Genomic DNA, 22,185 nt, shown 5'->3' on the forward strand with positions numbered 1-22,185 from the left:
CAAACAAGCACCGTCGCGAAGCCCATCCTGCCGCGCCGCCCCGCCTGGCTGCTGGCGCCGGTCCCCGAGGCCGCCGCCGCCGCCGGCCTGCTCCGCGCCTTGCTCGCCGATCCCGCATTGCAGCGCCGCATCGGCGCGGAACCCCGCCTTGGCCGCATCCTCCGCCCGCTCTGCCGCAGCCTCGGCCTGAAGCTCCCGGCGATGCTCCGCCTCGCGCCGCGCGCAAGGCGCACCCCCCGCCCCAAACCCGAACCCGTCCTGCCGCCCAGCACGGACGAATCAGTCGCAAAACTCCCGCGCCGCTTCCGCCCGCCCGCCTGGCTGCGCCGGCGCGAGCGGCTGCGCGACCCGCCGCAGGGCAAGAGCATCATCCGATCAGATGGAATCATCTGATCGGATAAAGATGACCTGATAAACGACAAGATAGAGCAGATCATCCGCGACCACCCTACCCGATTAGGTAACTGCGCCTGACCGGACGCTTGCCCATATCCGCCGCATGGCGCGCCGGCAGGACGAGGGCGGAGCAGGCAAACGGGAGCGGACGCGGCGCGCGGCCATGACGGCGCATGGCTGACCAGCCGGTAGCAGACCGGCCGGGATCAGACAGGCCGGGATCAGACCGGCCGGGATCAGACCGGCCGGGATCAGACAGGCCGGGATCAGACAGGCCGGGATCAGACAGGCCGGGATCAGACAGGCCGGGATCAGACAGGCCGGGATCAGACCGGCCGATGGCTGACCCGCCGCCGGAGGAGCGCGCCGGCCTCATCGCCCTGGCGCTGGCCGCCGCCGCCGGTCTCGCGATCTGCGCCGCGCTGGCGCTGCCCTTTCTCGGCGCGCTGACCTGGGCGCTGGTGCTCGCCATCCTGTTCGCCCCGTTGCAGGCGCGGGTCGAACGGCGCATCCCCCATCGCGGCCTCGCCGCCGGGCTGACCGTGCTGGTGGCGATCCTCGTCGTCGGCGCGCCGGCGACGCTGGTGGTCGAGCGGCTGGCCCATGGCGCGATCGCCGGCGCCGCCTTCATCCAGGCCCGGCTCGCGGCCGAGGGCCCGCTCCGCTTGCCCGCCCTCGCCTGGCTGCCGGCGGAGCTCGATCTCTCCGGCCTGCTCGGCCGGCTGGTGGCGATGCTCGGCAATGCCGGCGCCGCCCTGCTGCGCGGCTCGGTGGCGCAGGTGATCGAGATCGTCCTCGCCTTCTACATCCTGTTCTACGCGCTGCGCGACCGCGCCGCCGCAATCGCTTCGCTGCGCCGGACCCTCCCGCTCGATGCGGCGGAGGTCGAGAGCCTCCTCGCCCGCATCGGCGGCACCGTGCAGGCGATCGTCTACGGCACCGTCATGGTCGCGGCGCTGCAAGGCACGCTGGCCGGGCTGATGTTCTGGGCGCTCGGCCTCGGCGCGCCGCTGTTCTGGGGCATCGTGATGAGCCTGCTCGCCATCGTCCCGGTGCTCGGCACCTTCGTCGTCTGGATTCCCGAAGCCGCCTATCTCGCCCTCGAAGGCCAGGAGACGAAGGCGCTGATCCTCGCCTTGTGGGGCGCGCTCATCGTCGGCGAGATCGACAACGTGGTGCGGCCGATCCTGGTCGGCGACCGGCTGCGGCTGCCCACCGTGCCGGTCTTCATCGCCATCATCGGCGGCCTCATCGTCTTCGGCCCGCCCGGCTTCATCCTCGGCCCCCTGGCCATGACCCTCACCCTCCTCGCCCTCGACCTGCTGCGCCGCCGCCGCGGCGGGCCCGCGCCATGACGCCGCACCTCGCCGGTCTCTGGCTCGGCTTCGGTCTCTGCGCCGCGCTGGTGGGGCTGGCCGGCCCGGCGCTGTCGCGCAACGGCGAGATTATCTCCGCGCGGACCAATCTCTCCGGCGGCTGGATCGGCCTCATCCTCGTCGCCTCGATCACCTCGCTGCCGGAGCTGAGCACCGGCATCAGCGCCGTCAGCCTCGCCGATGCGCCGGATACCGCGGTGGGCGACGTCTTCGGCAGCTGCATCTTCAATCTCGCCATCCTGATCGTGCTCGATTTCATGCTGCGCGAGGAAAGCGTCTATCGCCGGGTGCGGCAGGGCCACATCCTGTCATCCGCCTTCGGCATCCTGCTGATCGGCTTCGCCGGCCTCACCCTCGCGCTGCATGGCGAGGGGCTCGCAGTTTCCCTCTTCGGCATCGGCGGCTCGACGCCGATCATCTTCCTGCTCTACGGGCTCGGGGCGCGGGCGATCTTCATCTATGAACAGCAGGATCAGGCAGTGCACCCGCCGATGGCGCGCGAAGCCGGCATTCCGCTCGCCGAGGCCCTGCGCGCCTATGCCGGGGCCGCGGCGCTGGTGGTCGCGGCGGGCAGCGCGCTGCCCTTCGTCGCGGTCGCCCTCGCCGGGGCGATGGGCTGGCAGCAGACCTTCGTCGGCACGCTGCTCGTCGCCGCCGTCACCTCGCTGCCCGAACTCGTGGTCAGCATCGTCGCGGCGCGGATCGGCGCCGTCGATCTCGCGATGGCGAACATTCTTGGCAGCAACATGTTCAACATGCTGGTCCTCGGGATCGACGACCTGTTCTACCGCCACGGCCCGATCCTCGATCACGCATCGCCGATCCACGTGGTCTCTGCCATGTCGTGCGTGGTGATGTCGGGCCTGCTGATCGCCGGCCTGCTCTACCGGCCGCAGAACCGGCTGTTCCGCACCGTCGGCTGGATCAGCTTCGGCCTGTTCGCCATGTATCTGCTCAACGCCTACGTGCTGTTCCTCTATGGCGCGCGCTGACCCCACCACGCCGCCGCCCGCCTGGCACGCACGCGACGCGGCTGCGGTGATCGCAGCCCTCGGCGGCGATGCGGCCCGCGGGCTCGACGATGCCGAGGCCGCCGCCCGGCTGCGCCGCCACGGGCCGAACGCGATCGAGGCCGCGAAGCCGCAAAGCCGGCTCGCCCTGCTGCTTGCCCAGTTCACCGATGTCATGGTCCTGCTGCTGATCGGCGCGGCGGCGCTCTCCGCCCTGATCGGCGCGCTGGAGGACACGGCGGTAATCCTCGCCATCGTCATCCTCGATGCCGTGGTCGGCTTCATCCAGGCCGCCCGCGCGCAGGACGCGGTGGCCGGGCTGCGCCGCCTCGCCGCCCCGGTCGCGACGGTCCGGCGGCAGGGCCGGACGATCACGCTGCCGGCGGCGTCCCTCGTACCCGGCGATCTCGTGCTGCTCGAAGCCGGCAACACGGTCCCTGCGGATCTGCGGCTGCTGGAGGCGCCAGGCCTGCACACCGGCGAGGCCGCGCTGACCGGCGAATCGGCCCCGGTGCTGAAACAGGTCGCCCCGATCGCAGCAGGGACGACGCTGCCCGAGCGAAGCTGCATGGCCTACAAGGGCACCTCGGTGCTCGGCGGCCGCGCGACCGGCATCGTGACCGCGACCGGCATGGGCACCGAACTCGGCCGGATCGCCACCCTCATCGGCGGCGCCGCCCCCGGCCCCACTCCGCTGCAACGCCAGCTCGCCCGGTTCGGCCGGCAGATCGCCGCCGCCGCACTCGCGGTCTGCGTCCTGATCCTCGCCACCGGGCTGCTGCGCGGCGAGGCGCCGCTGCCGATGCTGCTGACCGCGCTCAGCCTCGCGGTGGCGGCGATCCCCGAGGCGCTGCCCGCCATCGTCACCGTGCTGCTGGCCGGCGGCGCGGCGCGGATGGCGCGGGCGCAGGCGCTGATCCGCCGCCTCCCCGCGGTCGAGACGCTCGGCGCCGTCACCACCATCTGCGCCGACAAGACCGGCACGCTGACCCTCAACCGGATGCGCATGACGCGAGCCTGGCGCCCGCCCGGCGATGCGGATGCGACGGCGCTGCTCCGCGCGCTGGTCTTGTGCAACGACGCCACCGCCGATGCCGCCGGCACGAAGCAGGGCGACCCGACCGAAACCGCTTTCCTGGACGCAGCCAGCGCGGCAGGGCTCGATCCGGCCGCCGAGCGCGCCCGCCACGCGCGCTGCGCCGAACTGCCCTTCACCGCCGCGCGGCGGCGCATGACCACGCTGCACCGCGATGAGGACGGCGCGCTGGTCAGCTACACCAAGGGCGCGCCCGAGGCGGTGATTCCGCTTTGCACCGAAATGACCGGCCCGGCCGGTGCGGTGCCGGCCGATCCCGCCTCCCTCATGCGCGCCGCCGCCGCCATGGCGGCCGATGGAATGCGGGTGCTGGCCGTCGCCCGCAGGCGCCACAAGCCGGGGACAGCGGTAGCGATGGCGGCTTCAGAGATGGAAGGCGGGCTCGAATGTCTCGGCCTCGCCGGGCTGATCGACCCGCCGCGCCCCGAGGCCGCCGCGTCCGTCGCCACCTGCATCGCGGCGGGTATCCGCCCGGTGATGATCACCGGCGACCACCCGCTCACGGCCGCCGCCATCGCCCGCTCGATCGGCATCCTCGATGCTGCCGCCGGCGAGACAGCGGTGATGACCGGTGCCGCGCTGCAGGCGCTCGACGAGGGGGAACTGCGGCGGCGGGTGCGGGAGGTCGCGGTGTTCGCCCGGGTCGATCCGGCGCAGAAGATCCGCATCGTCACCGCGCTGCAGGACAATGGCGAGGTGGTGGCGATGACCGGCGACGGGGTGAACGACGCACCGGCGCTGGCACAGGCGGATATCGGCGTGGCGATGGGACGCGGCGGCACCGATGTCGCCCGCGAGGCCGCGAGCCTCGTGCTGCTCGACGATAATTTCGCGACCATCGTCGCCGCCGTGCGCGAAGGCCGGCGGATCTACGACAACATCCGCAAGTTCGTGCGCTTCGTCATCGCCTGCAACGCGGCGGAGATCCTGACGATCTTCCTCGCCCCCTTCTTCGGCCTGCCGATGCCGCTGCGGCCGATCCAGATTCTCTGGATCAACCTCGTGACCGACGGGCTGCCCGGCCTCGCCCTCACCACCGAACCGGCCGCGCCCGACATCATGGCCCGCCCGCCGCTTCCGCCACGCCAGCGTCTGCTCGCCGGCTTCATGGCCATCGAGGTACTGTGGAGCGCATTGCTGATGGCGGCGATCACGCTGCTGACCGAGGCCGTCGCCCGCCGGATGCAGGATGCGCACTGGCAGACGATGGTCTTCGCCGTGCTGACCTTCGTGCAGCTCTGGCAGCTGATGGCGGTTCGCGCCGCGCACGCAAGACCGTTCCATGCCGATCTCGGCGCGAACCCGCCGCTGCTGGGCACCGTGCTTCTCACCGTCGCCTTGCAGATCGCGGTGATCTACACGCCCGGGATCAACCGCGCCTTCGGCGCGTCACCGCTCAGCCCCGGCGAACTCGCGGTAACGATCGCCGCCTCCAGCGTGATCTACATCGCCCTCGAACTGGCCAAATGGGCGCGCCGCACCACCGGGCGGACCACCCCTTGACCTGAGGGCCACCTCTTGACCTGAGAGCAACGTGCCGTATTCCGTTGGCGTCCGAAAACGAAAATTGTGCCCGCGCCCCTTTCAAGGCCGCAAGAATACTCATTTCAGATCCGTTCGCGCGGGCGGGAGGAACGCTGATGATCACGCTTGAACGAGGGCTGCCGACCCTGATCCCCGCCATCCACCCGCTGCCGGAATACCTGGCCGCTGGCGAGCGGAAGGCGTTCTACACCGCGATGAAGACCGCGCTGCAGGTGCCCTGGATGGGGGTGGTGACGATGGCCTACGCCCATTACCCGCATTTCTTCCGCCATTTGTGGCGGGGGCTCGAGCCGATCGTGACCAGCACCGCCTTCGTCGGCGAATGCCGCGACCTGCGCGCGCTGGCCGAGCGGGAGGCCGCACGCCTCGCACCGGCCGGGCTGCGCGGGACGCTGGACAAAGTCGGCTACGCGCCGGCGGAAATCGCCTCCATCCGCGACATGATCGAGATCTTTTCCCACGGCAACTACCCTTATCTGCTGATCGCGACACTGGTGCGGCTGCTGCTCGAAGGCGGCGCGCTGGCGCCGGATGTCGCGGTCGACGCGGCCCCCTTCACCGGCCGCCACGCGCCGGATGTCGCCTGTCCGTTCGTGCTGATGGAGGCGCATCATGCCGATCCGGCGACGAGGGCCGTTTATGAGGATGTGAAGGCGACGCTCGGCCTGCCCTTCGTCAACACCGACTACCGGGCGCTGGCGCGCTGGCCGAGCTATTTCGCCGCCGCCTGGGGCGGGATCAGGACGCTGGTCGCGACACCCGGATATGACGCGGCGTGTCGCAACGTGCATGACGCCGCACTGGCGCAGATCCGTCATCGCGTGCCCAATCCGGGTGATGCGCCGATCGACGAGGTGCTGGCGATGGCGCGGCTGTTCCAGTTTCTGCTGCCCGGGCTTGTTCTGAACATCGCCCTGTTCGACCTGCAACTGCGATAGGCCGCCCCTTATCCGGCATCGCCGCGCAGGCGCCAGGCCAGCGTGTCGATCCGGTCCTGTCCGAAGAACGGTTCGCCGCGCCAGACCATCGTCGGCACGCCCCAGTGGCCGGACGCGCGCAGGTCCTGATCGTTCTGCGCCAGCACCGCCTCGTGCCCGTCGGGATCGGCGGCGACCGCTTCATCGAGCGCGGCGAGATCGAGCCCCGCGCGGGCCACGGCGCGGGCGAGATGATCGCCGGTATCCCAGCCCTCGACCTCGCCATCCCAGAGCAGACGGGAGACCTCGAGACAGAAGGCAACGCCGGCGCCGCGCCGCGATGCCGCAACGCCCAGCCGGCCGAGCCGGCGGGCGAGAGGCTGCGCCGGCGCGATGGCGAGGGTTGCGGGATCCTGCGCGACCGGGTCCGGCACGGGGCGGCGGAACTTCATGCCGCGCGCCGCGGCCTCGCGCGCGCTGTCGCGCAGGAAATAGGGACGCGCGAGAGGGTTCATGGTCCGGAAATAGTCGGGGTTGCGCAAGGCGGCCGGATGCACGATCCGCATCTCCAGCGCGACGCCCTGCGCCTGCGACAAGGCGATGAGGCGCGGCAGCGCGATGTAGCAATAGGGGCTGCGGAACGACCAGAACACCATGACCGGCTCGCTCATCTCGCACCCTTTCATTGCGTGGACCCCACAGCCTCTGGAGGGCTGGAACTTTCCGGCCCTGCGGTTGAGATATCATCGTTCGGCACAACAGGATACCGTATCTGGAATCGATACGTCCGGCTATTGACCAAGAATATCTTTCTGAATATCGTAAAAAAGATTGTATATTACTGTATTTAATATCTCGATAAGGTTAATAATTTATGTCCTATTCTAATTTTTTATCAAATACCAAAAAAGAAATAGTGATTTGTATCGGTGCCGGACCAGCTGGCCTGACCGCCGCATATCTGCTCAGCCGCAACGGCCTCGCCGTGACCGTGCTGGAACAGGATCCGGTTTATGTCGGGGGCATTTCCCGCACCGAGACCTACAAAGGCTTCGCGTTCGATATCGGCGGGCACCGATTCTTCTCGAAATCGCAGGAAATCGAGGAATTGTGGGACGAAATCCTCGACGAAGGGTTTCTTGTCCGACCACGGAAATCGCGGATTTATTATCGCCAGAAATTGTTCGATTACCCGTTGCGCGCCATGGACGCGCTGCTCAAGCTGGGCGTTTTCGAGGCAGTCCACTGCGTTCTGTCATACGCGAAAGCGCGGTTGTTCCCGATCGCCAATCCCACCAATTTCGAAGACTGGGTAACCAACAAGTTCGGCAAGCGCCTGTTCCGGATCTTCTTCCGCACCTACACGGAAAAGGTCTGGGGGATGGCCTGCAACAAGATTTCGGCAGACTGGGCGGCGCAGCGGATCAAGGGATTGTCGCTCTCGCAGGCGATCAAGCATGCGCTCCTTCCGCAATCGGGGAAGCAGCCGCGCGACAAGGTGATCAAGACCCTGATCGACAGTTTCCGCTATCCGCGACGCGGGCCGGGCATGCTCTGGGAAGCGGCGGCGGCGAAGATCGAACGTCAGGGCGGCGAGATCGTCAAAGGCATGAAGGTCGTCGAAATCAGCCGTGAAGATGGAAAGTCATGGAGGGTCGTCGCCGAGGACCCGGCCGGCAATCGCCACACGTTTCACGGAACCCATGTGATTTCGACGATGCCCATGCGCGAGTTGTGCCATGCCATCCGGCCGGGCCTGAACGAGGCCACGCTGGCGGCGGCGGACGCTCTGAAATATCGCGACTTTCTCACCGTCGCGCTGATCCTCAAGGACCGCTCGCTGTTCGACGACAACTGGATCTATATCCATGATCCGAGCGTGAAGGTTGGGCGGATCCAGAACTTCAAGTCATGGTCGCCGGACATGGTCCCCGACCCGGCGCTGAATTGTTATGGGCTGGAATATTTCTGTTTCGAGGGCGACGGGCTCTGGGCCTCGACGGATGAGGCGCTGGTCGAGCTTGCCACCAGCGAACTCGTCAGGCTCGGCCTTGCGACGCGGGAAGACATTCGGGAAGGCACCGTCGTCCGCCAGAGAAAGGCCTATCCGGTCTATGACGACCACTACCAGAAACATGTCGACACGATCAGGACGGATCTTGAGGAGACCTGCCCGAACCTGCACCTGATCGGCAGAAACGGCATGCACAAATACAACAATCAGGACCATGCGATGATGACGGCCATACTGGCCACCGAAAACATCCTGGCGGGAAAGCAGGTCTATGATTTGTGGAAGGTCAATCAGGACGCCGAATATCACGAGGAAGCATCATCGTCGTCGACCCGGACCTATGACCGGGCCTATCGGCAGGTGACCGAAACCTCGCCGCTCGTCCCGATGGCCGGTGCGGACTGAGGGGAACGCGTCCGGACGCGGGCCGCTGCGCGGCGGATCATCCGATCGGATGGGGGCATCCGATCGGATAACGATACGCTCCTTGTCGATATCATAGAGCATCATCCGATCCATCAGGATCGGACCGCGCTCTATGCCGAGATGGCGGTCCAGTCCACGCCGCTCTCGAAAGCGGCGGCGGCGCGGTAGATCGACCGCTCGTCATAATGCCGCCCGATCAGCATCATCCCGACCGGTAGCCCGTCCACCTTGCCGCAGGGAATGCTCATCGCCGGATGATGCGTGCAATCGAAGGGGCAGGTGTTCGGCAGCATCTCGAAGCCGCGTTGCAGGATCTCGGGGACCGGGGCATCGGCGTCCGGCAGCTTCGGCGCAACCATGGGGACGGTCGGCATCAGCAGGAGATCGAACCGTTGCAGGGCGGCGTCGTAGGCGGCGCGCAGCCGGCGGACGAGGTTCTGCCCTTTCGCGTAATAGCGGCCACCATGGGTCCTGGTCATGTATTGACCGAGAAGCATGGTGTTCTTCAGCGTGTCCGACAGTTCATCCGCCCGGTCGCGCCACGCGGCGTGGCGATCCATCAGCGAGGTCAGGTAAAGCCCCTGCCAGTTGAAGCCGAAACCGTTGCCGTGCATCATCTGCATCGTCGCGCCCTCGGCGGCCACGGCGAGCCAGATCGCCGGTCCGACCGTGTGCATCGGGATCGATACGGTTTCGACCTCGGCGCCCATCGCCCCGTAGCGCTCGGCGGCGGCGCGGACGAGGGCATCGCTCGCAGCCTCGGACTGGGCGTGGCCGAACCCTTCCTGGACAATACCGATCCGCATGCCCTTCACGCCCTGGCCGAGCGCCTCGACATGATTATATGCCCGATCGCCCCCATACTGGCGCGGGTCCAGCCCGTCGGGTCCGGCAAGGACGTCGAGCAGGCGGGCATTGTCCTCGACCGTCGCGGTGATCGGTCCGGTATGATCGAGGGTAAGCTCGATCGGCATGATGCCGGTATAGGGGACGAGCCCGTGCGTCGCCTTCATGCCATAGGTGCCGCAGAATGCAGACGGCATGCGGATCGACCCGCCCTGGTCGCCGCCGAGCGCCATGTCCACCTCGCCCGATGCCACGAGTGCGGCGCTGCCCGAGGACGAGCCGCCGGCCGAGTGCCCATGCCGGTGCGGATTGTGAACTGGGCCGCTCGAACTCGTGTGGCTGCCGCCGGAGAAGCAGAAATATTCGCAGACCGATTTGCCGACGATGGTGCCGCCGGCATCGAGGATGCGGGTCACGACGGTTGCGTCGATCTCGGGCATGTAGCCTTCCAGCGTCGATGCGCCGTTGGACATCGGCAGGCCGGCGACGCAGACATTGTCCTTGATCACCACCGTCTTGCCCTTGAGCGGGCCGGTGGCGGCGCCCTCGATCACGGATTTGACCGCCCATGCGCCGAGCCGGTTGTCCTCCGGGGCGACGCGCTGGCCGGGCAGCCGGGGATAGCGGACCTCGGGCAGTTCGTCCTGCATGCGGTCGACGAGTTGCAGGGCGGCGATGCTCGAGGCGATCGCTTCGTGGTGGCCGGCGAGATCGGTCTCGTCGAACGTCATGCCTAGCTCGGCCGCCACGTCGCGCAGTGTCGCGAGCGACGGAACCTTGACGGTGTGAAGTGTCATTCAGTCCTCCCAAAAAACGCGCTTCAGAGCGCGAGATATTCCTTCATGATCTCGCTGTCGGCGATATCGTCGCGATTGCCTTCGGCGACGATGCGCCCCTTCTCGAGAATGATGCAGTGCGAGGTGAGCGAGAACACCATCGGGACGTTCTGCTCGACGATGACGATCGTCATCTTTTCCTTGCGATTGATTTCCGCGAGGATTTTCGCGATCTGCTGAACGAGGATCGGCATGATGCCGTCCGAAGGCTCGTCGAGCAGCAGGACCTTCGGATGGCTCATCAGGCTGCGGCCGATCGCGAGCATCTGCTGCTCGCCGCCGCTCATCGAACCGGCGAGCTGCTTGAGGCGTTCGCCGAGGCGGGGGAAATAGCCGATCACCTCGTCGAGCCGGCTTGCCTTCTGACCGCCGCCGGCAATCCGCCCCATTTCGAGGTTTTCCCAGACCGTGAGCTTCGGAAAGATGCCGCGACCCTGGACGATGGTCGCGATGCCGCGCCGGGAGCGAAGATGCATCGGCAGATGGGTGATGTCTTCCCCATCGAGCACGACACGCCCGGATCGCGCCGGCAGCGAGCCGTTCAGGCCGCGGATCAGGGTCGTCTTGCCCATGCCGTTGCGGCCGAGAATGCCGACGATCTCGCCGGTCTCGACCGTGAAGTCGACGCCATGGATGACCTCGATCGGTCCGTAGCCGACATGCAGGCCGGTCGCGCTCAGCATTCCCACTCTCCGCCCAGATAGACGTTGCGCACATCCTCGTTCTCGCTGATCGCGGCGAAATCGCCCTCCATCAGCACCCGGCCGAGATGCAGCACGGTAACCGGCGCGCCGAGATCGCGGATGAAGTTGATGTCGTGCTCGATGATGACGATGGCGATGCCGAATTCGGCGGCGAGCGTCTTGATAAGTGCGGCGGTCGCGTGGGTTTCCTCAGCGCTCATCCCCGCCGTCGGCTCGTCGAGCAGGAGCAGCTCGGCACGATTGGCCAGCAGCATGCCGATCTCGAGCCATTGGCGCTGCCCGTGGGAAAGGGTGAGCGCCGGGTTCGATGCGAACGCCTCGAGCCTGGTCAGTTGCAGCACCTCGCCCATGCGGGCGCGCCGGTCTGCGCCTTCCGCGTGCTTGCCGATCGAGGCGAGCTCGATATTTTCAGCGACCGTGAGATTGTCGAACACTGACGGGGTCTGGAACTTGCGGCCGATGCCGAGCCGCGCCCGCCCTGGAACGCTCATGCCGGTGATGTCGCGCCCCTTGAACGCGATGCGGCCCGATGTCGGCGCGACATGGCCGGAAATCATGCTGATGAAGGTGGTCTTGCCGGCACCGTTCGGCCCGATGATGCAGCGGACCTCGCCGCTGCCGAGGGTGAAATCCACATCCTCATTCGCCACCAGCCCGCGGAAATGCTTGGTCAGCTTCGTGATCCCGAGAAACTCAGCCATGGGTGCCATCCTTGCGGGCGACGAGGCGGCCGAGCGCGCCGGCGATGCCGCCCTTGAAGGCGATGATCACGGCGACGAAGATCCCGCCGAGAATGAGCTGCCAGAAGACCGGCGACAATCCATCGAGATAGTTGGACAGCGCGGCCACGCCGAGGCCGCCGAGCAACGCGCCGAGCAGCGACTGCCTGCCGCCGATCGCAACCCAGATCACCACTTCGGTCGAAAACGCGACGCTGGCGAGCGAAGGCGACACGAATTCGGCGTGTGCCCCGTACAAGGCGCCGGCGAGACACGCGACCGCGCCCGAGATGGTGAAGGCGATGGTCTTGTACCAGGAGGTCTCGAAGCCGAGCGACAGTGTCCGGCCCTCGTTCTCGCGAATGCCGACCAGCACCTTGCCGAAATCGCTGCGCGTGAGGCGCCGCAGCCCGGCATAGATCGCGATCGTGACCGGCAGGACCAGATAATAGATCGCGCGGTCATGCGCGAGCGACACGCTGCCGAAGGGGCCGAGCGCGAGGTCCATCCGCGGGATGTACATCCCGTTGAACCCGCCGGTGAGCGAGGACTGGCTGATGGCGATCTGCTGGACCATGATCGACAGGGCGAGGGTGATCAGGACGAAATAGATATCCCGCACGCCGGCGCTGAACAGAAAATAACCGACGAGGAAGGCAAGCCCGGCGCCGATGACGATTGCCGCCAGCAGCCCGAGATAACCATCGCTGGCGCCGAAGCCGGCTTTCATCGCGAGGCCCATCGCATAGGCGCCGAGGGCGAAGAAGGCCGCCTGGCCGAAGCTGAGAATGCCGGCATAGCCCCAGAGCATGCCGAGCGACATCGCGAGCACGCCATAGATGAGATATTGCGGCAGGACGTAGATGACATAGCCGCCCATCATCAGGGGCAGAAGTGCGAGGGCGGCGAAAACCACGATCGCCGCGGCTGATTCCGAGCGCAGATCGATGCGCGGCGCGGGTGCGACCGGTCGGGTGTTTGACATCGCGTTGCTCATTTTTCCTTGAACACTCCGGTGGGACGGAACCGCAGCACGACGATGGCAAGCGCGAAGACGACGGTCTGGGCGATCACCTGGCTGGAGAAGGCCCCGAAGATGGTCTGCGAGCCGCCGATCAGGAAGCTGCCGGCCAGCGTGCCGCCGAGCAGCTGGCCGATGCCGCCGACGATCACGACGAAAAACGAGCGGACGAGATAGATGTTGCCGATCGTGGGGTCGATGCTCAGGATCGGGGACATCAGCGCGCCGGCGAGCCCCGCGAGCATCGCGCCGGCGACGAAGACGATCTTGTAGGTCGCCGCGACATTGAGGCCGAGCAGGCCGGCGACCTCGCGATTCTGGGTCAGGGCGCGGATCTTGATGCCGTAGGACGTCTTGTAGAAGACGAGGCCGATGGCGCCGAGCAGTGCCGCGCTCAGCAGCGCGACGAGGGCTTCGTATTCGGGGATGTGAAAGCCAAGGAATGCGATGGCGCTGGGCAGGGGAGTTGGGATCGTCCGGATGTCGCTGCCGAAGGCGATCTTGATCAGCTCGGTCAGGATCAGGAAAAGCCCCCAGGTGAGCAGGAGCGTCTCGAACGGCTTGTCGTAGAAATGGCGGATTAGCGCGTGCTCGACGATCAGGCCGACAAGGCCGACGCCGGCGACCGCGACGAGAACGGCCAGGGCAAAGGGCAATCCCGCCGAGAGGCAGGCCCAGGTGAAATAGGCCCCGAGCGTGATCATCGCGCCGTGGGCCATGTTGATCACCCCGATCAGCCCGAAAACGACCGCGAGGCCGAGCGCGGCGAGCGCATAGACGAAGGTGATGAGCGTGCCCTGGATGGCGAGGGACAGGATGGCGTGAAACACCGTTTCGTGGGTCATGATCGATACATTGTTGTCGAAACCTCTTCTCGTTCCGGCCGCCGGGCGCGCGGACAGTCTCGCGGCGCGCCGGGGCCGGCGTTCAGGACATCCGAGGCGCGCGGGCAGGCAGGCGGCTGGCTCGCCCGCCCGCGCGGCACGGCGTCAGTTCAGCGGCAGATGGGCGCAGCTGGCCGTCGCCGGTGTAACATCCGGGAGGTATTGCACCTGCTCGAACATGTCTCCGGTTCCGCTCCAGTGGTCGCGGACGCGCATCAGATACGAGGGCAGGACCGCCTGGTTATCGATCGCGCGCATCGTGATGCTGCCTTGCGGCGCCTTGTCGAAGGTCAGGCCGGCGAGACCATGGCGCAGCCCTTCGGTCGAGACCTTGCCGCTTTTCGCGATCGCCATCGCCGCCATGTGGCCGGCATTGTACATCGCGACGCCCACCGTATCCATCAGCGCATTGTGCCCGAATTTCGCGCGGAACTTCTTGAGGAAGGCATCGTTGTTCGGCTGCTTGATCGACATGAAATAGTCGAAGCTGACATAGGTGCCGGCCGAGGCTTCGGGACCGAGCGCGCTGGTGACGACTTCCTCGTCATCCACCGTCCAGAGGGTGAAGTCCTTCTTCATGCCGGCAGAGACGAACTGCTTGCGGAAATTGATGGTGTCGCTGCCGGTGAGGGTGAGGAAAATCACATTCGCGCCGGAATTGCGGATCTTGGAGAGCACCGAGTCGTATTGCGGCGTATTGAACGGGATGTAGATTTCATCGACGACTTCGCCGCCCAGCTCGACCAGGCGCTTTTTCGTCACCGCGTTGGTCACCCGCGGCCAGACATAGTCCGAACCGACCATGAAGAATTTCTTCCCGTGATTCTTCATCATGTAGGGCAGATGCGGCCAGACCTGCTGGCTCGGCACCGGGCCGAACATGAAGATGTTGGGATTGCAGACGCCGGGGAAATATTTCTGCTGCTGGCCTTCATAGAAGGTGGGGTAGAGCAGCACCTTGTTCCCCGCGGTGACGACGGGGCCCGCCGCGTTGCGCTCGGCGCTCGAGAATGTGCCGGCCAGAAAGTCGACGCCCTCCTCGCGGATCAGCCGGTTGGCCTGCTCGGCGACGATGCGCGGCTCGGTCTTGGAATCCGCCATGATGATTTCGAATTTGCGGCCGAGCACGCCGCCGGCAGCGTTGATTTCATCGACCGCCAGCTTGAACCCTTCGGAATGCGCCTTGCCATACACCGTCCATGCGCCGGTGAGAGGCGAGATCACGCCGACCTTGATCGGTGCCGCGGCATAGGCGCTGCGGATGATCGCAGGCGCGCCGAGAGCGGAGGCAGCGCCAAGGCTGCCCAGCAGAACGGAGCGGCGGTTCACGCCGGAAACGGAATTCGGCTTTTCACTCATGTTATCCTCCTTAGGGTTGTGGGCTGGCGTATCCCGTTGATTTTCATATTATTATCGTTGGACGCTGGTGCTCAGTACCATCCTCGCGGCACGTCGGCGCCGAGCATTTCATCGTAGACATCCGTCCGCCGATCGCGGAGGACCTGGTTGAAATCGTTCCAGTTCCGGCCGCGGCGGGCATCCTGGAGATTCACATCCGCGTAGATGATCTCCTGCCGTGTCCGGCTGGCGGGCCCTGCGACCGGCCAGCCGGTGTAGCTGACGATCAGGCTCTGCCCCTCGAATGGCTGATCGCGTTCGGTGCCGACCCTGTCGGCCGCGGCGATGAACAGCGAATTCGAATGCGCCGCGGCCATGACAAGGATGTTCGCCATCGCCTCGCGCCCCTCCGCCTGGCCGGGGATCGGCACCCAGTTCGTCGGCACGCAGACGATGTCGGCGCCGGCGAGCGCGTTCAGCCGATAGGTTTCGGGAAACCAGCCATCATAGCAGATCGCCATGCCGATGCGGCCGATCGGGGTATGGAAGACCGGAAACCCGAGATCCCCCGGCTCGAAATAGAGCGTTTCCTCGTTCCAGAGATGCACCTTCCGGAACGTCCCGATATAGCCGGCAGGTCCGATCAGCACCGCCGCGTTATAGAGGCTGTCGCCGTCGCGCTCGGCGATTCCGGCGGCGATATAGACATTGTGAGCCGACGCCGCGGCTTCCCAGCGGCGGACCGTCGGGCCATCGGGGATCGGTTCGGCCAGGGAGAACGCCTCCTCGCGGCTCCTGAACACATAGCCCGAATTGCACAGCTCCGGCAGCACCAGCAATTTCGCGCCATTTGCCGCCGCCTGTTCGATCAGCCCGAGGCTGGTGTCGAGATTGGCATCCTTGTCGCCGACATGCGGCTCCATCTGGAGGCATGCCACCCGCACCATGTTGTGGCTTCCGGACTGCTCCGCCATCAGACAGCACTCCCCAAAAAAATAGCCCTCGGCCGGCCCCCGTGACGTGACGGAAGCGGGACGAGGGCTGACTTGCCCTTGATATGGTGGCAAGCAACCCTGCTTGCCGTTCCCCGGCATCCATTGCCGGGGCAGCGATCATGTTGTTCTGCCCATGCGACCGCTGTCAACTAAAAATTTGGAACATCAGGGCGCGTTGCGGATGCCTTCGAGCAATTCCTCGGCGCGGGCAACGGCATCGGCGATCGAGGCCATCGATACGCGCTTCTTCATGGCCTGGCGGCGAAGCAGGGTGTAGGCCTCGTTTTCGGAAATCGACTCCTTCGCCATGATGATCCGGGTGGCCTTGGCGATGAGGCGCTGCGATTTCATGGTCTCCTCGAGCTTGGCCACTTTCGAGGACAGCTTCGCCTCGTAGGATTGCAGCGCGCGCGCGAGCACGAGGTTGGTGAGGATGCCGATCGGGCGGATCGGTTTCATGATCACCGCATGCACGCGGGCATCCATCAGGGCGCGCAATGTCAGCGGACTTTCCGCGTTGACGACGGCAATCCGGGTCAGGCTCGTGTCGTCGTAATTGAAGCCGCGATGCGTCGCGGATTCGTGCTCGACGAGGAAGAAGACGACATCGGCGCGTTCGCTCGCCTTCGCCGCCGCGGGCCAGACATGGCTGACATCGCACCCGATGCGCCGGAGCTGGCGCACCAGCTCGTCGCCATCCCCGTCATGCGGATGCGCGATGAGAACCCGCAAGTCCCGCAGCTCGCGAAGGATCCGCAGGTCCATCACGCCGGGAGTTCCCTTGCGCCGGCTTGCCCCGGGCCGCGAGGGGCGAAGCCGTCGAGATCGTAATCGTAGCTGACGAGGTAGGGGTCGGGTTTGACCGGCTCGGCCTCCTCGTGGACGATCCTGAACGTGCAATCCGCCGCGGCGATTCCGATGCGCGGGGTGACATAGGCGTGATTGTTGTCGGGATCGATCGTCACCAGCCCCTGGGGCGCGTGAAACTCCGCGCCGAGCGCTTCCCGGGCGAGCACCTGCGGGTTGGTGGTGCCGCAAGCCGCAAGGGCCTGCGCGAACAGATGCACCTGGCAATAGGCGGCTTCGGCATACATGCTGATCGGGCGGGACTCGCCGAACTTCGCCCGAAAGCGCTGGTTGAACTGCCGGTTCGCCGGCGTTTCCACGGTGGAGAAATAGGGCGCCGCCGTGATATGCCCCGCGGCACGCTCGCCGCCGATCTCGGCGAGTTCGCCCTCCGCCATGGTCAGGCTGGCGATCGGGATGCCCGCGGCGAACAGCTTCGTCTCGGCATATTGGCGATAGAATGAAATACCGGCTTCGCCGACGAGCGTGGAGAAAATCGCGTCCGGCCGGATACGGCAGAGCCGGTCCAGCGTTTCACCGAAGCTGCGATCGGCCAGCACGAGGGGAAAATACTCCTCGCCGACGATTTCGCCCTGCGCCGCATCGACCAGTTCCTTCATCACCCGGTTGGATTCGCGCGGGTAAATGTAGTCGGAGCCGATCAGGAAGATCCGCGATCCGTGTTGCCTGGCGAGATACCTGGCAAGCTGGATGCTGTTCTGGTTCGGAACCGCACCCGTATAGATGATGTTCGGCGAGTATTCGAAACCTTCGTATAATGACGGATACCACAACAGACCGTTCCAGCGCTCGATCGATGGCAGTACCGCCTTGCGTTCGGCGGAGGTCGAACAGCCGAAAATGATCTGCACGCCGTCGTCGATGAGCAGGCGCTCGGCAAGCTCGCGATAGGCCACGGGGTTCGAACCGGGATCGTAAGCGATGGGCTCGACGGGACGGCCGAGAATGCCCCCGGCGGAATTCACCTCCTCGATGGCCAGCGCGGTGCCGAAGAAATGCTCGGATTGGGGAATCCGCATCACGCCCGAGCGTGAAAACAGGATTCCGACCCGCCATGAATCCCGATTATTGGCGAGCGTATCGTTCTGCAAGCAACCCTCTTTGAACCTGGACGGACAAGACTGTCCGGCGCCGATAGTGCCGGTGCCGATCCTGCGATGCAAGCGGACATCCCCCGCCTTCCGCCCGCCCCGCTCATGCAACGCGACGCTGATCGCAAGGCGGGGTTACTCGACGATGTAGCCGAGCCCCTGCCGGGTCCGGATGTGGTTGTCGGCGAAGGTGCCGAGCTTCTGGCGGATGTTGCGGATATAGATGCGGATGTAGGTGCGGTCGGAATCGTGCACCCCGCCCCAGCCGGCGCGCAGGATGTCGTCATGCGTCACCAGCTTGCCGCGATGCCGCACCAGGGCCGTGAGAATGCGGAATTCGGTTTTCGTGAAATGGATCTCCGCGCCATCGAGGCGCACACTGCGGGCCGCCTCGTCGATCCGCAATCCTTCGAATGCGATCACCTCGGTCGGCACGCCCTGCCCGGTGGCGATCAGGCGGAAGGCGTTGCGGATGCGCGCGAGAAGCTCGCCAAGGCCGAAGGGTTTCTCGACATAGTCGTTTGCCCCCGCATCGAACGCGGCGATCTTCTGTGCTTCCTGGTCGCGCGCGGAGAGCACGATCACCGGCACCTCGGAGAATTCGCGCAGCTTCACGATCACCTCCTGCCCATCGAGATCGGGCAGGCCGAGATCGAGCAGGATCACATCGGGCACCAGCGTCGCCGCCAGCCGCAACGCCTCCACCCCCCGGTCTGCCCGCAGCACGACATATCCCGCCGCCTCCAACGCCGGCTTGAGGAAGCGGTGGATCTGCGGCTCGTCGTCCACCACCAGCACGCGGCCGGTCTCGATGCGTTTCGCCCCGGTCATGGCTGTTTCAGCTCCACGCGGATGATCGTCCCCGGCAGCCCGTCCGCCGGCAGGTCGCGCCGGGGGCTTTCGGCGGCGATCGTCCCGCCCATCGCCTCGACGAAGGCCCGCGCGATCGCCAGCCCCAGCCCGGTGCCGGGCGCCACGCGGTCGCCGCGCACCACGCGGAAGAAACTGTCGAACACATGCGGCAGATCCTCGGGCGGTATCCCTACCCCCTCATCGGCGACCGACAGCACGACGCTGTCTGCGGTGCGGCGCGCGAACACCGAGATCGCCCCGCCCTCGGGCCCGTATTTCACCGCGTTCTCCAGCAGGTTGACCAGAACCTGCTCCAGCAGCGCCGGGTCGGCGCGCACGGTTGCCGCGTCGTCGGGGATGTTGACCGCGGTGTGGAACGCCTCCCTCACCCGCGCGACCGCGTGCTCCACCACCGGCGCGAGATCGACCCGCTCGTGCCGGGCGACGATCTCGCCGGTCTCGATCCGCGCCATGCCGGTGATGTTGGCGAGAAACCGCGTCATCCGCCCGACATCCTGGACGATGCTGGCCAGCAGGTCCCGCCGCGTTGCCTCCGCCAGGTTATCATCGGCGTCCGCCAGCGTCTCGGCCGCGCCGCGGATCGCGGTCAGCGGCGTGCGCAGGTCGTGCGAGAGCGAGGAGAGCAGCGCCGTGCGCAGGCGCTGAGTGGATTCGTGCGCCCGCGCCTCGGCCGCGCTGGTGGCCAGGCGCAGCCGCTCGGCGGCCAGCGCGGCCTGGTCGGCGAGCGCGCCGAGCGTCTGGATCACCGGCTCGGCGGGCGGGGTTTCGGGCCGCACGCCGAGCACGCCGATCGCCCCGGCCTCGGTCGCCAGCGGCTGGAACCGCCAGGCCGAACCCGGCAGCGTCGTCGTGCCCATGCCGGTGGCGACACGGTTGCGCCAGGCGAATTCCGCCGCCGCCAGCGCCGCCTCGTCGAAGCCGGCGGCGGCGGGCAGGCCATCCGACCGGGCGATGAGCAGCACCGCCTCGCCAGCCAGCGCCCGCGCCTCCGCTTCCACCACGGCGGCCAGCCCCGCCTCGTCCGAGACCTGCGCCAAAGCGCGGCCGAACAGGGTGATCCGTCGCAGCGCCTCGATCCGCATGCGCGCCGCCTCGGCTTCCGCCCGCACCCGGCCGGCCAGCGAGCCGGTGAGCACGCCGACGACGAGAAAGGCGAACAGCGCGGTCACGTCGCGCGGGTTGGTGACCGAAAACGTGTAGAGCGGGGCGAGAAAGAAAAAGTTCCACAGCACAAAGCCGGCCAGCGCGGCGAAGATGCCGACGCTGCGGCCATACAGGCTCGCCATGCCGACGACGATCGCGGTGAACACGTAGCCCATCGCCTCGGCCGGCAGCACGCCGCGCAGGGCGAAGCCGCCAAGGGTCGTCAGGATCATGATGGCGAGGCTCAGGCCGAAGGGCACCAGCTTCGGCGGCGGCGCGCGATGCGGCGGGGCCGGGCGATGCGCTGCCGGATCGGGCACGACATGCAGCGCATAGGCGCGCGCGAAGCGGGCAAGCCGTGCCGCGAGGCTGCGCCGCCACCGCCACCGCCACCCTCCATCGCCACGCGCGATCACGATATGCGCGACGTTCTGCCGCGCCGCGGCGTCCAGCAGGGCTGCGAATACATCCGCGTTCGTCGTCGTCTCGACGGTGCCGCCAAGCTGGATCGCGAGATCGAGCGCCGGCTGCACGGCCGGGCCGGTGACCGCCCGCTCGGGATGGAAGGCGAAGAACGGCGCGCGCAGCGCCTCGGCCAGACGCGCGGCGTGCCGCACCACCTGCTCGGCCGCCGCGCCGGCCTCGACCACCGCCATCACCCGCTCCGCCGCAGGCCAGGGCCCGGCGATCGCCTGCGCGCGCATATAGGCGGCGATGTCGCGATCGACATGCTGCGCCACCCGCCGCAGCGCCATCTCGCGCAGGGCGGCGAGATTGCCCGGCCGGAAAAAGCCGCCCAGTGCCCGCCGCGCGACATCCGGCCGGTAGACCAGGCCCTGCTTCAGCCGGGTTCGCAATTCCTCCGGCGGCAGGTCGATCAGTTCGATCTCGTCGGCAAGGCCGAGCACCGTGTCGGGCAGGGTTTCCGCCACCCGGATGCCGGTGATCCGCGCCACCTGGTCGTTCAGGCTTTCGAGATGCTGGACGTTCAACGTGGTCCAGACATTGATCCCCGCATCGAGCAGTGCCGCCACGTCCTGCCAGCGCTTGGCATGGCGCAGGCCGGGGGCGTTGGCATGGGCGAGTTCGTCCACCAGCAGCAGCGCCGGGCACCGCTTCAGCGCGGCATCGAGATCGAATTCCTCCAGCAGCCGGCCGCGATAGGGGACGATGCGCCGCGGCAGCAGCGGCACGTCGCCGAGTTGGCCGGCGGTTTCGGCGCGCCCGTGCGTCTCGACCAGGCCGGCGACGACATCCGTTCCGGTCTCGAAGCGCCGCCGCGCGGCAGCCAGCATTTCCCAGGTCTTGCCGACCCCGGGGGCCGCGCCGAGAAAGATCTTGAGCTGCCCGCGCCCGTCGCCGTTCGCGCGGGCGAGCAGCGCATCAGGATCGGGCCGGGTCTCGGGCGATGCGGATCCCATGCGGAATGATCACGCCATCCCGAGCAGGGGCGCAAGCCCCCGTGCCTGAGCGTGCCGCGTCATGCCGGCGGGCGCGCCGCCAGGGCGAGGTTGAGCCGCAGCACGTCGACATGCGCGGTGCCGATCACGCCGAAGGCCGGCCGCGTGGCGAGGCGACGGACGAGGCGCACGAGCATCGCCGCGTTCATCCCTCGCGCCCGTGCCACCGAAGGCGCCTGCCGCAGCGCATTCGCCAGCGAAATGTCCGGATCGAGGCCCGAGCCCGAGGAGGTCGCCGCGTCGTCTGGCACTGGCCCCGGGCCGTAGGCATTGCGATAGGCGGCGATCCGCGCGGCGACATGGGCGATGAGCGCCCGGCTGGTCGGCCCGAGATCGGAGCCGCCGGATTCGGCCGCGTCATAGGGTGTCGCGATGATGTGGCCTTTCGCATCGGTTGCGGTCAGTGCCGAGGGGCGGGAGTGGAACCATCGCGCGCCGTGGAAATCCTGCCCGATCAGCGCCGAGCCGACCGCCTGTCCATGCACGCGGATCAGGCTGCCATTCGCCTCAAAGGGAAAGACGAGCTGCGCCAGCGCGGTGAGCGCGAGCGGCGCCGCCAGCCCGAGCAGCAGGGTGAAGACGGCGACAAGGGAAACCACGGGGCGGAGTTCGCGCAACATGACGGCCT

Annotated in this window: 18 protein-coding genes and 1 pseudogene; 6 read left to right on the forward strand and 13 right to left on the reverse strand. The window is 67.1% G+C overall.

The features are described from left to right. From B7Z76_RS11475 to B7Z76_RS11495, 5 genes and pseudogenes are all read left to right on the forward strand, one after another. Positions 1–393 (forward strand): annotated as a pseudogene (locus B7Z76_RS11475) (hypothetical protein); the annotation flags it as partial. A gap of 341 nt (positions 394–734) precedes the next feature. Beyond that, the gene (locus B7Z76_RS11480; RefSeq protein WP_174504126.1) at positions 735–1,751 is read left to right on the forward strand and encodes an AI-2E family transporter; all 1,017 of its coding nucleotides are present in this window, start codon (positions 735–737) and stop codon (positions 1,749–1,751) included. Then, positions 1,748–2,764, forward strand: a complete 1,017-nt coding sequence (locus B7Z76_RS11485; RefSeq protein WP_291344047.1) for a sodium:calcium antiporter — start codon at positions 1,748–1,750, stop codon at positions 2,762–2,764. Before B7Z76_RS11480 ends, B7Z76_RS11485 begins: the two co-directional genes overlap by 4 nt. Next, on the forward strand, positions 2,751–5,381 hold the full coding sequence (locus B7Z76_RS11490) for an HAD-IC family P-type ATPase (protein WP_291344049.1): 2,631 nt from the start codon (positions 2,751–2,753) through the stop codon (positions 5,379–5,381). Before B7Z76_RS11485 ends, B7Z76_RS11490 begins: the two co-directional genes overlap by 14 nt. A gap of 137 nt (positions 5,382–5,518) precedes the next feature. Continuing rightward, the gene (locus B7Z76_RS11495; protein ID WP_291344051.1) at positions 5,519–6,361 is read left to right on the forward strand and encodes a hypothetical protein; all 843 of its coding nucleotides are present in this window, start codon (positions 5,519–5,521) and stop codon (positions 6,359–6,361) included. Between the two features lie 8 nt (positions 6,362–6,369). Here the strand turns inward: B7Z76_RS11495 and B7Z76_RS11500 are convergent, their stop codons facing one another. Next, complete coding sequence (locus tag B7Z76_RS11500) at positions 6,370–7,011, reverse strand: 2-hydroxychromene-2-carboxylate isomerase (protein WP_174504122.1); 642 nt, start codon at positions 7,009–7,011, stop codon at positions 6,370–6,372. Positions 7,012–7,214: 203 nt separating this feature from the next. Between B7Z76_RS11500 and B7Z76_RS11505 the strand changes: the two genes are divergently transcribed. Further along, on the forward strand, positions 7,215–8,759 hold the full coding sequence (locus tag B7Z76_RS11505) for an NAD(P)/FAD-dependent oxidoreductase (RefSeq protein WP_174504121.1): 1,545 nt from the start codon (positions 7,215–7,217) through the stop codon (positions 8,757–8,759). A 131-nt stretch (positions 8,760–8,890) separates the two neighbouring features. Here the strand turns inward: B7Z76_RS11505 and B7Z76_RS11510 are convergent, their stop codons facing one another. From B7Z76_RS11510 to kdpC, 12 genes are all read right to left on the reverse strand, one after another. Beyond that, the gene (locus B7Z76_RS11510; RefSeq protein ID WP_291344055.1) at positions 8,891–10,423 is read right to left on the reverse strand and encodes an amidase; all 1,533 of its coding nucleotides are present in this window, start codon (positions 10,421–10,423) and stop codon (positions 8,891–8,893) included. Between the two features lie 23 nt (positions 10,424–10,446). Next, a complete protein-coding gene (locus tag B7Z76_RS11515; RefSeq protein ID WP_174504119.1) occupies positions 10,447–11,145 on the reverse strand; it encodes an ABC transporter ATP-binding protein in 699 nt (232 codons plus the stop codon). Further along, the gene (locus B7Z76_RS11520) at positions 11,139–11,867 is read right to left on the reverse strand and encodes an ATP-binding cassette domain-containing protein (RefSeq protein WP_174504118.1); all 729 of its coding nucleotides are present in this window, start codon (positions 11,865–11,867) and stop codon (positions 11,139–11,141) included. Before B7Z76_RS11520 ends, B7Z76_RS11515 begins: the two co-directional genes overlap by 7 nt. Further along, complete coding sequence (locus B7Z76_RS11525; protein ID WP_291344057.1) at positions 11,860–12,870, reverse strand: branched-chain amino acid ABC transporter permease; 1,011 nt, start codon at positions 12,868–12,870, stop codon at positions 11,860–11,862. The genes B7Z76_RS11520 and B7Z76_RS11525 overlap by 8 nt, the downstream gene beginning before the upstream one ends. Positions 12,871–12,878: 8 nt before the next feature. Beyond that, the gene (locus B7Z76_RS11530) at positions 12,879–13,751 is read right to left on the reverse strand and encodes a branched-chain amino acid ABC transporter permease (protein ID WP_174504116.1); all 873 of its coding nucleotides are present in this window, start codon (positions 13,749–13,751) and stop codon (positions 12,879–12,881) included. Between the two features lie 144 nt (positions 13,752–13,895). Then, the gene (locus B7Z76_RS11535) at positions 13,896–15,149 is read right to left on the reverse strand and encodes a substrate-binding protein (protein ID WP_174504115.1); all 1,254 of its coding nucleotides are present in this window, start codon (positions 15,147–15,149) and stop codon (positions 13,896–13,898) included. 71 nt (positions 15,150–15,220) lie between these two features. Then, positions 15,221–16,102 carry a nitrilase family protein gene (locus B7Z76_RS11540; protein WP_174504114.1) on the reverse strand — a complete coding sequence of 294 codons (882 nt, stop codon included), beginning with the start codon at positions 16,100–16,102 and terminating at the stop codon, positions 15,221–15,223. 186 nt (positions 16,103–16,288) lie between these two features. Beyond that, positions 16,289–16,888: an ANTAR domain-containing response regulator gene (locus B7Z76_RS11545; protein WP_174504113.1), complete on the reverse strand. Its 600-nt coding sequence runs from the start codon at positions 16,886–16,888 to the stop codon at positions 16,289–16,291. After that, positions 16,888–18,192 carry a transporter substrate-binding domain-containing protein gene (locus B7Z76_RS11550; RefSeq protein WP_366925311.1) on the reverse strand — a complete coding sequence of 435 codons (1,305 nt, stop codon included), beginning with the start codon at positions 18,190–18,192 and terminating at the stop codon, positions 16,888–16,890. The genes B7Z76_RS11545 and B7Z76_RS11550 overlap by 1 nt, the downstream gene beginning before the upstream one ends. Before the next feature lie 24 nt (positions 18,193–18,216). Further along, positions 18,217–18,912 (reverse strand): response regulator transcription factor, encoded by a 696-nt coding sequence (locus tag B7Z76_RS11555; RefSeq protein ID WP_291344061.1) that lies wholly within the window; start codon positions 18,910–18,912, stop codon positions 18,217–18,219. Continuing rightward, a complete protein-coding gene (locus B7Z76_RS11560) occupies positions 18,909–21,518 on the reverse strand; it encodes a sensor histidine kinase KdpD (RefSeq protein ID WP_291344063.1) in 2,610 nt (869 codons plus the stop codon). Before B7Z76_RS11560 ends, B7Z76_RS11555 begins: the two co-directional genes overlap by 4 nt. A 59-nt stretch (positions 21,519–21,577) precedes the next feature. Continuing rightward, the gene (gene kdpC / locus B7Z76_RS11565) at positions 21,578–22,177 is read right to left on the reverse strand and encodes a potassium-transporting ATPase subunit KdpC (RefSeq protein WP_291344065.1); all 600 of its coding nucleotides are present in this window, start codon (positions 22,175–22,177) and stop codon (positions 21,578–21,580) included. Between the last annotated feature and the right edge of the window lie 8 nt (positions 22,178–22,185).

The organism is Acidiphilium sp. 20-67-58, from assembly GCF_002255515.1.
Lineage (GTDB): Bacteria > Pseudomonadota > Alphaproteobacteria > Acetobacterales > Acetobacteraceae > Acidiphilium.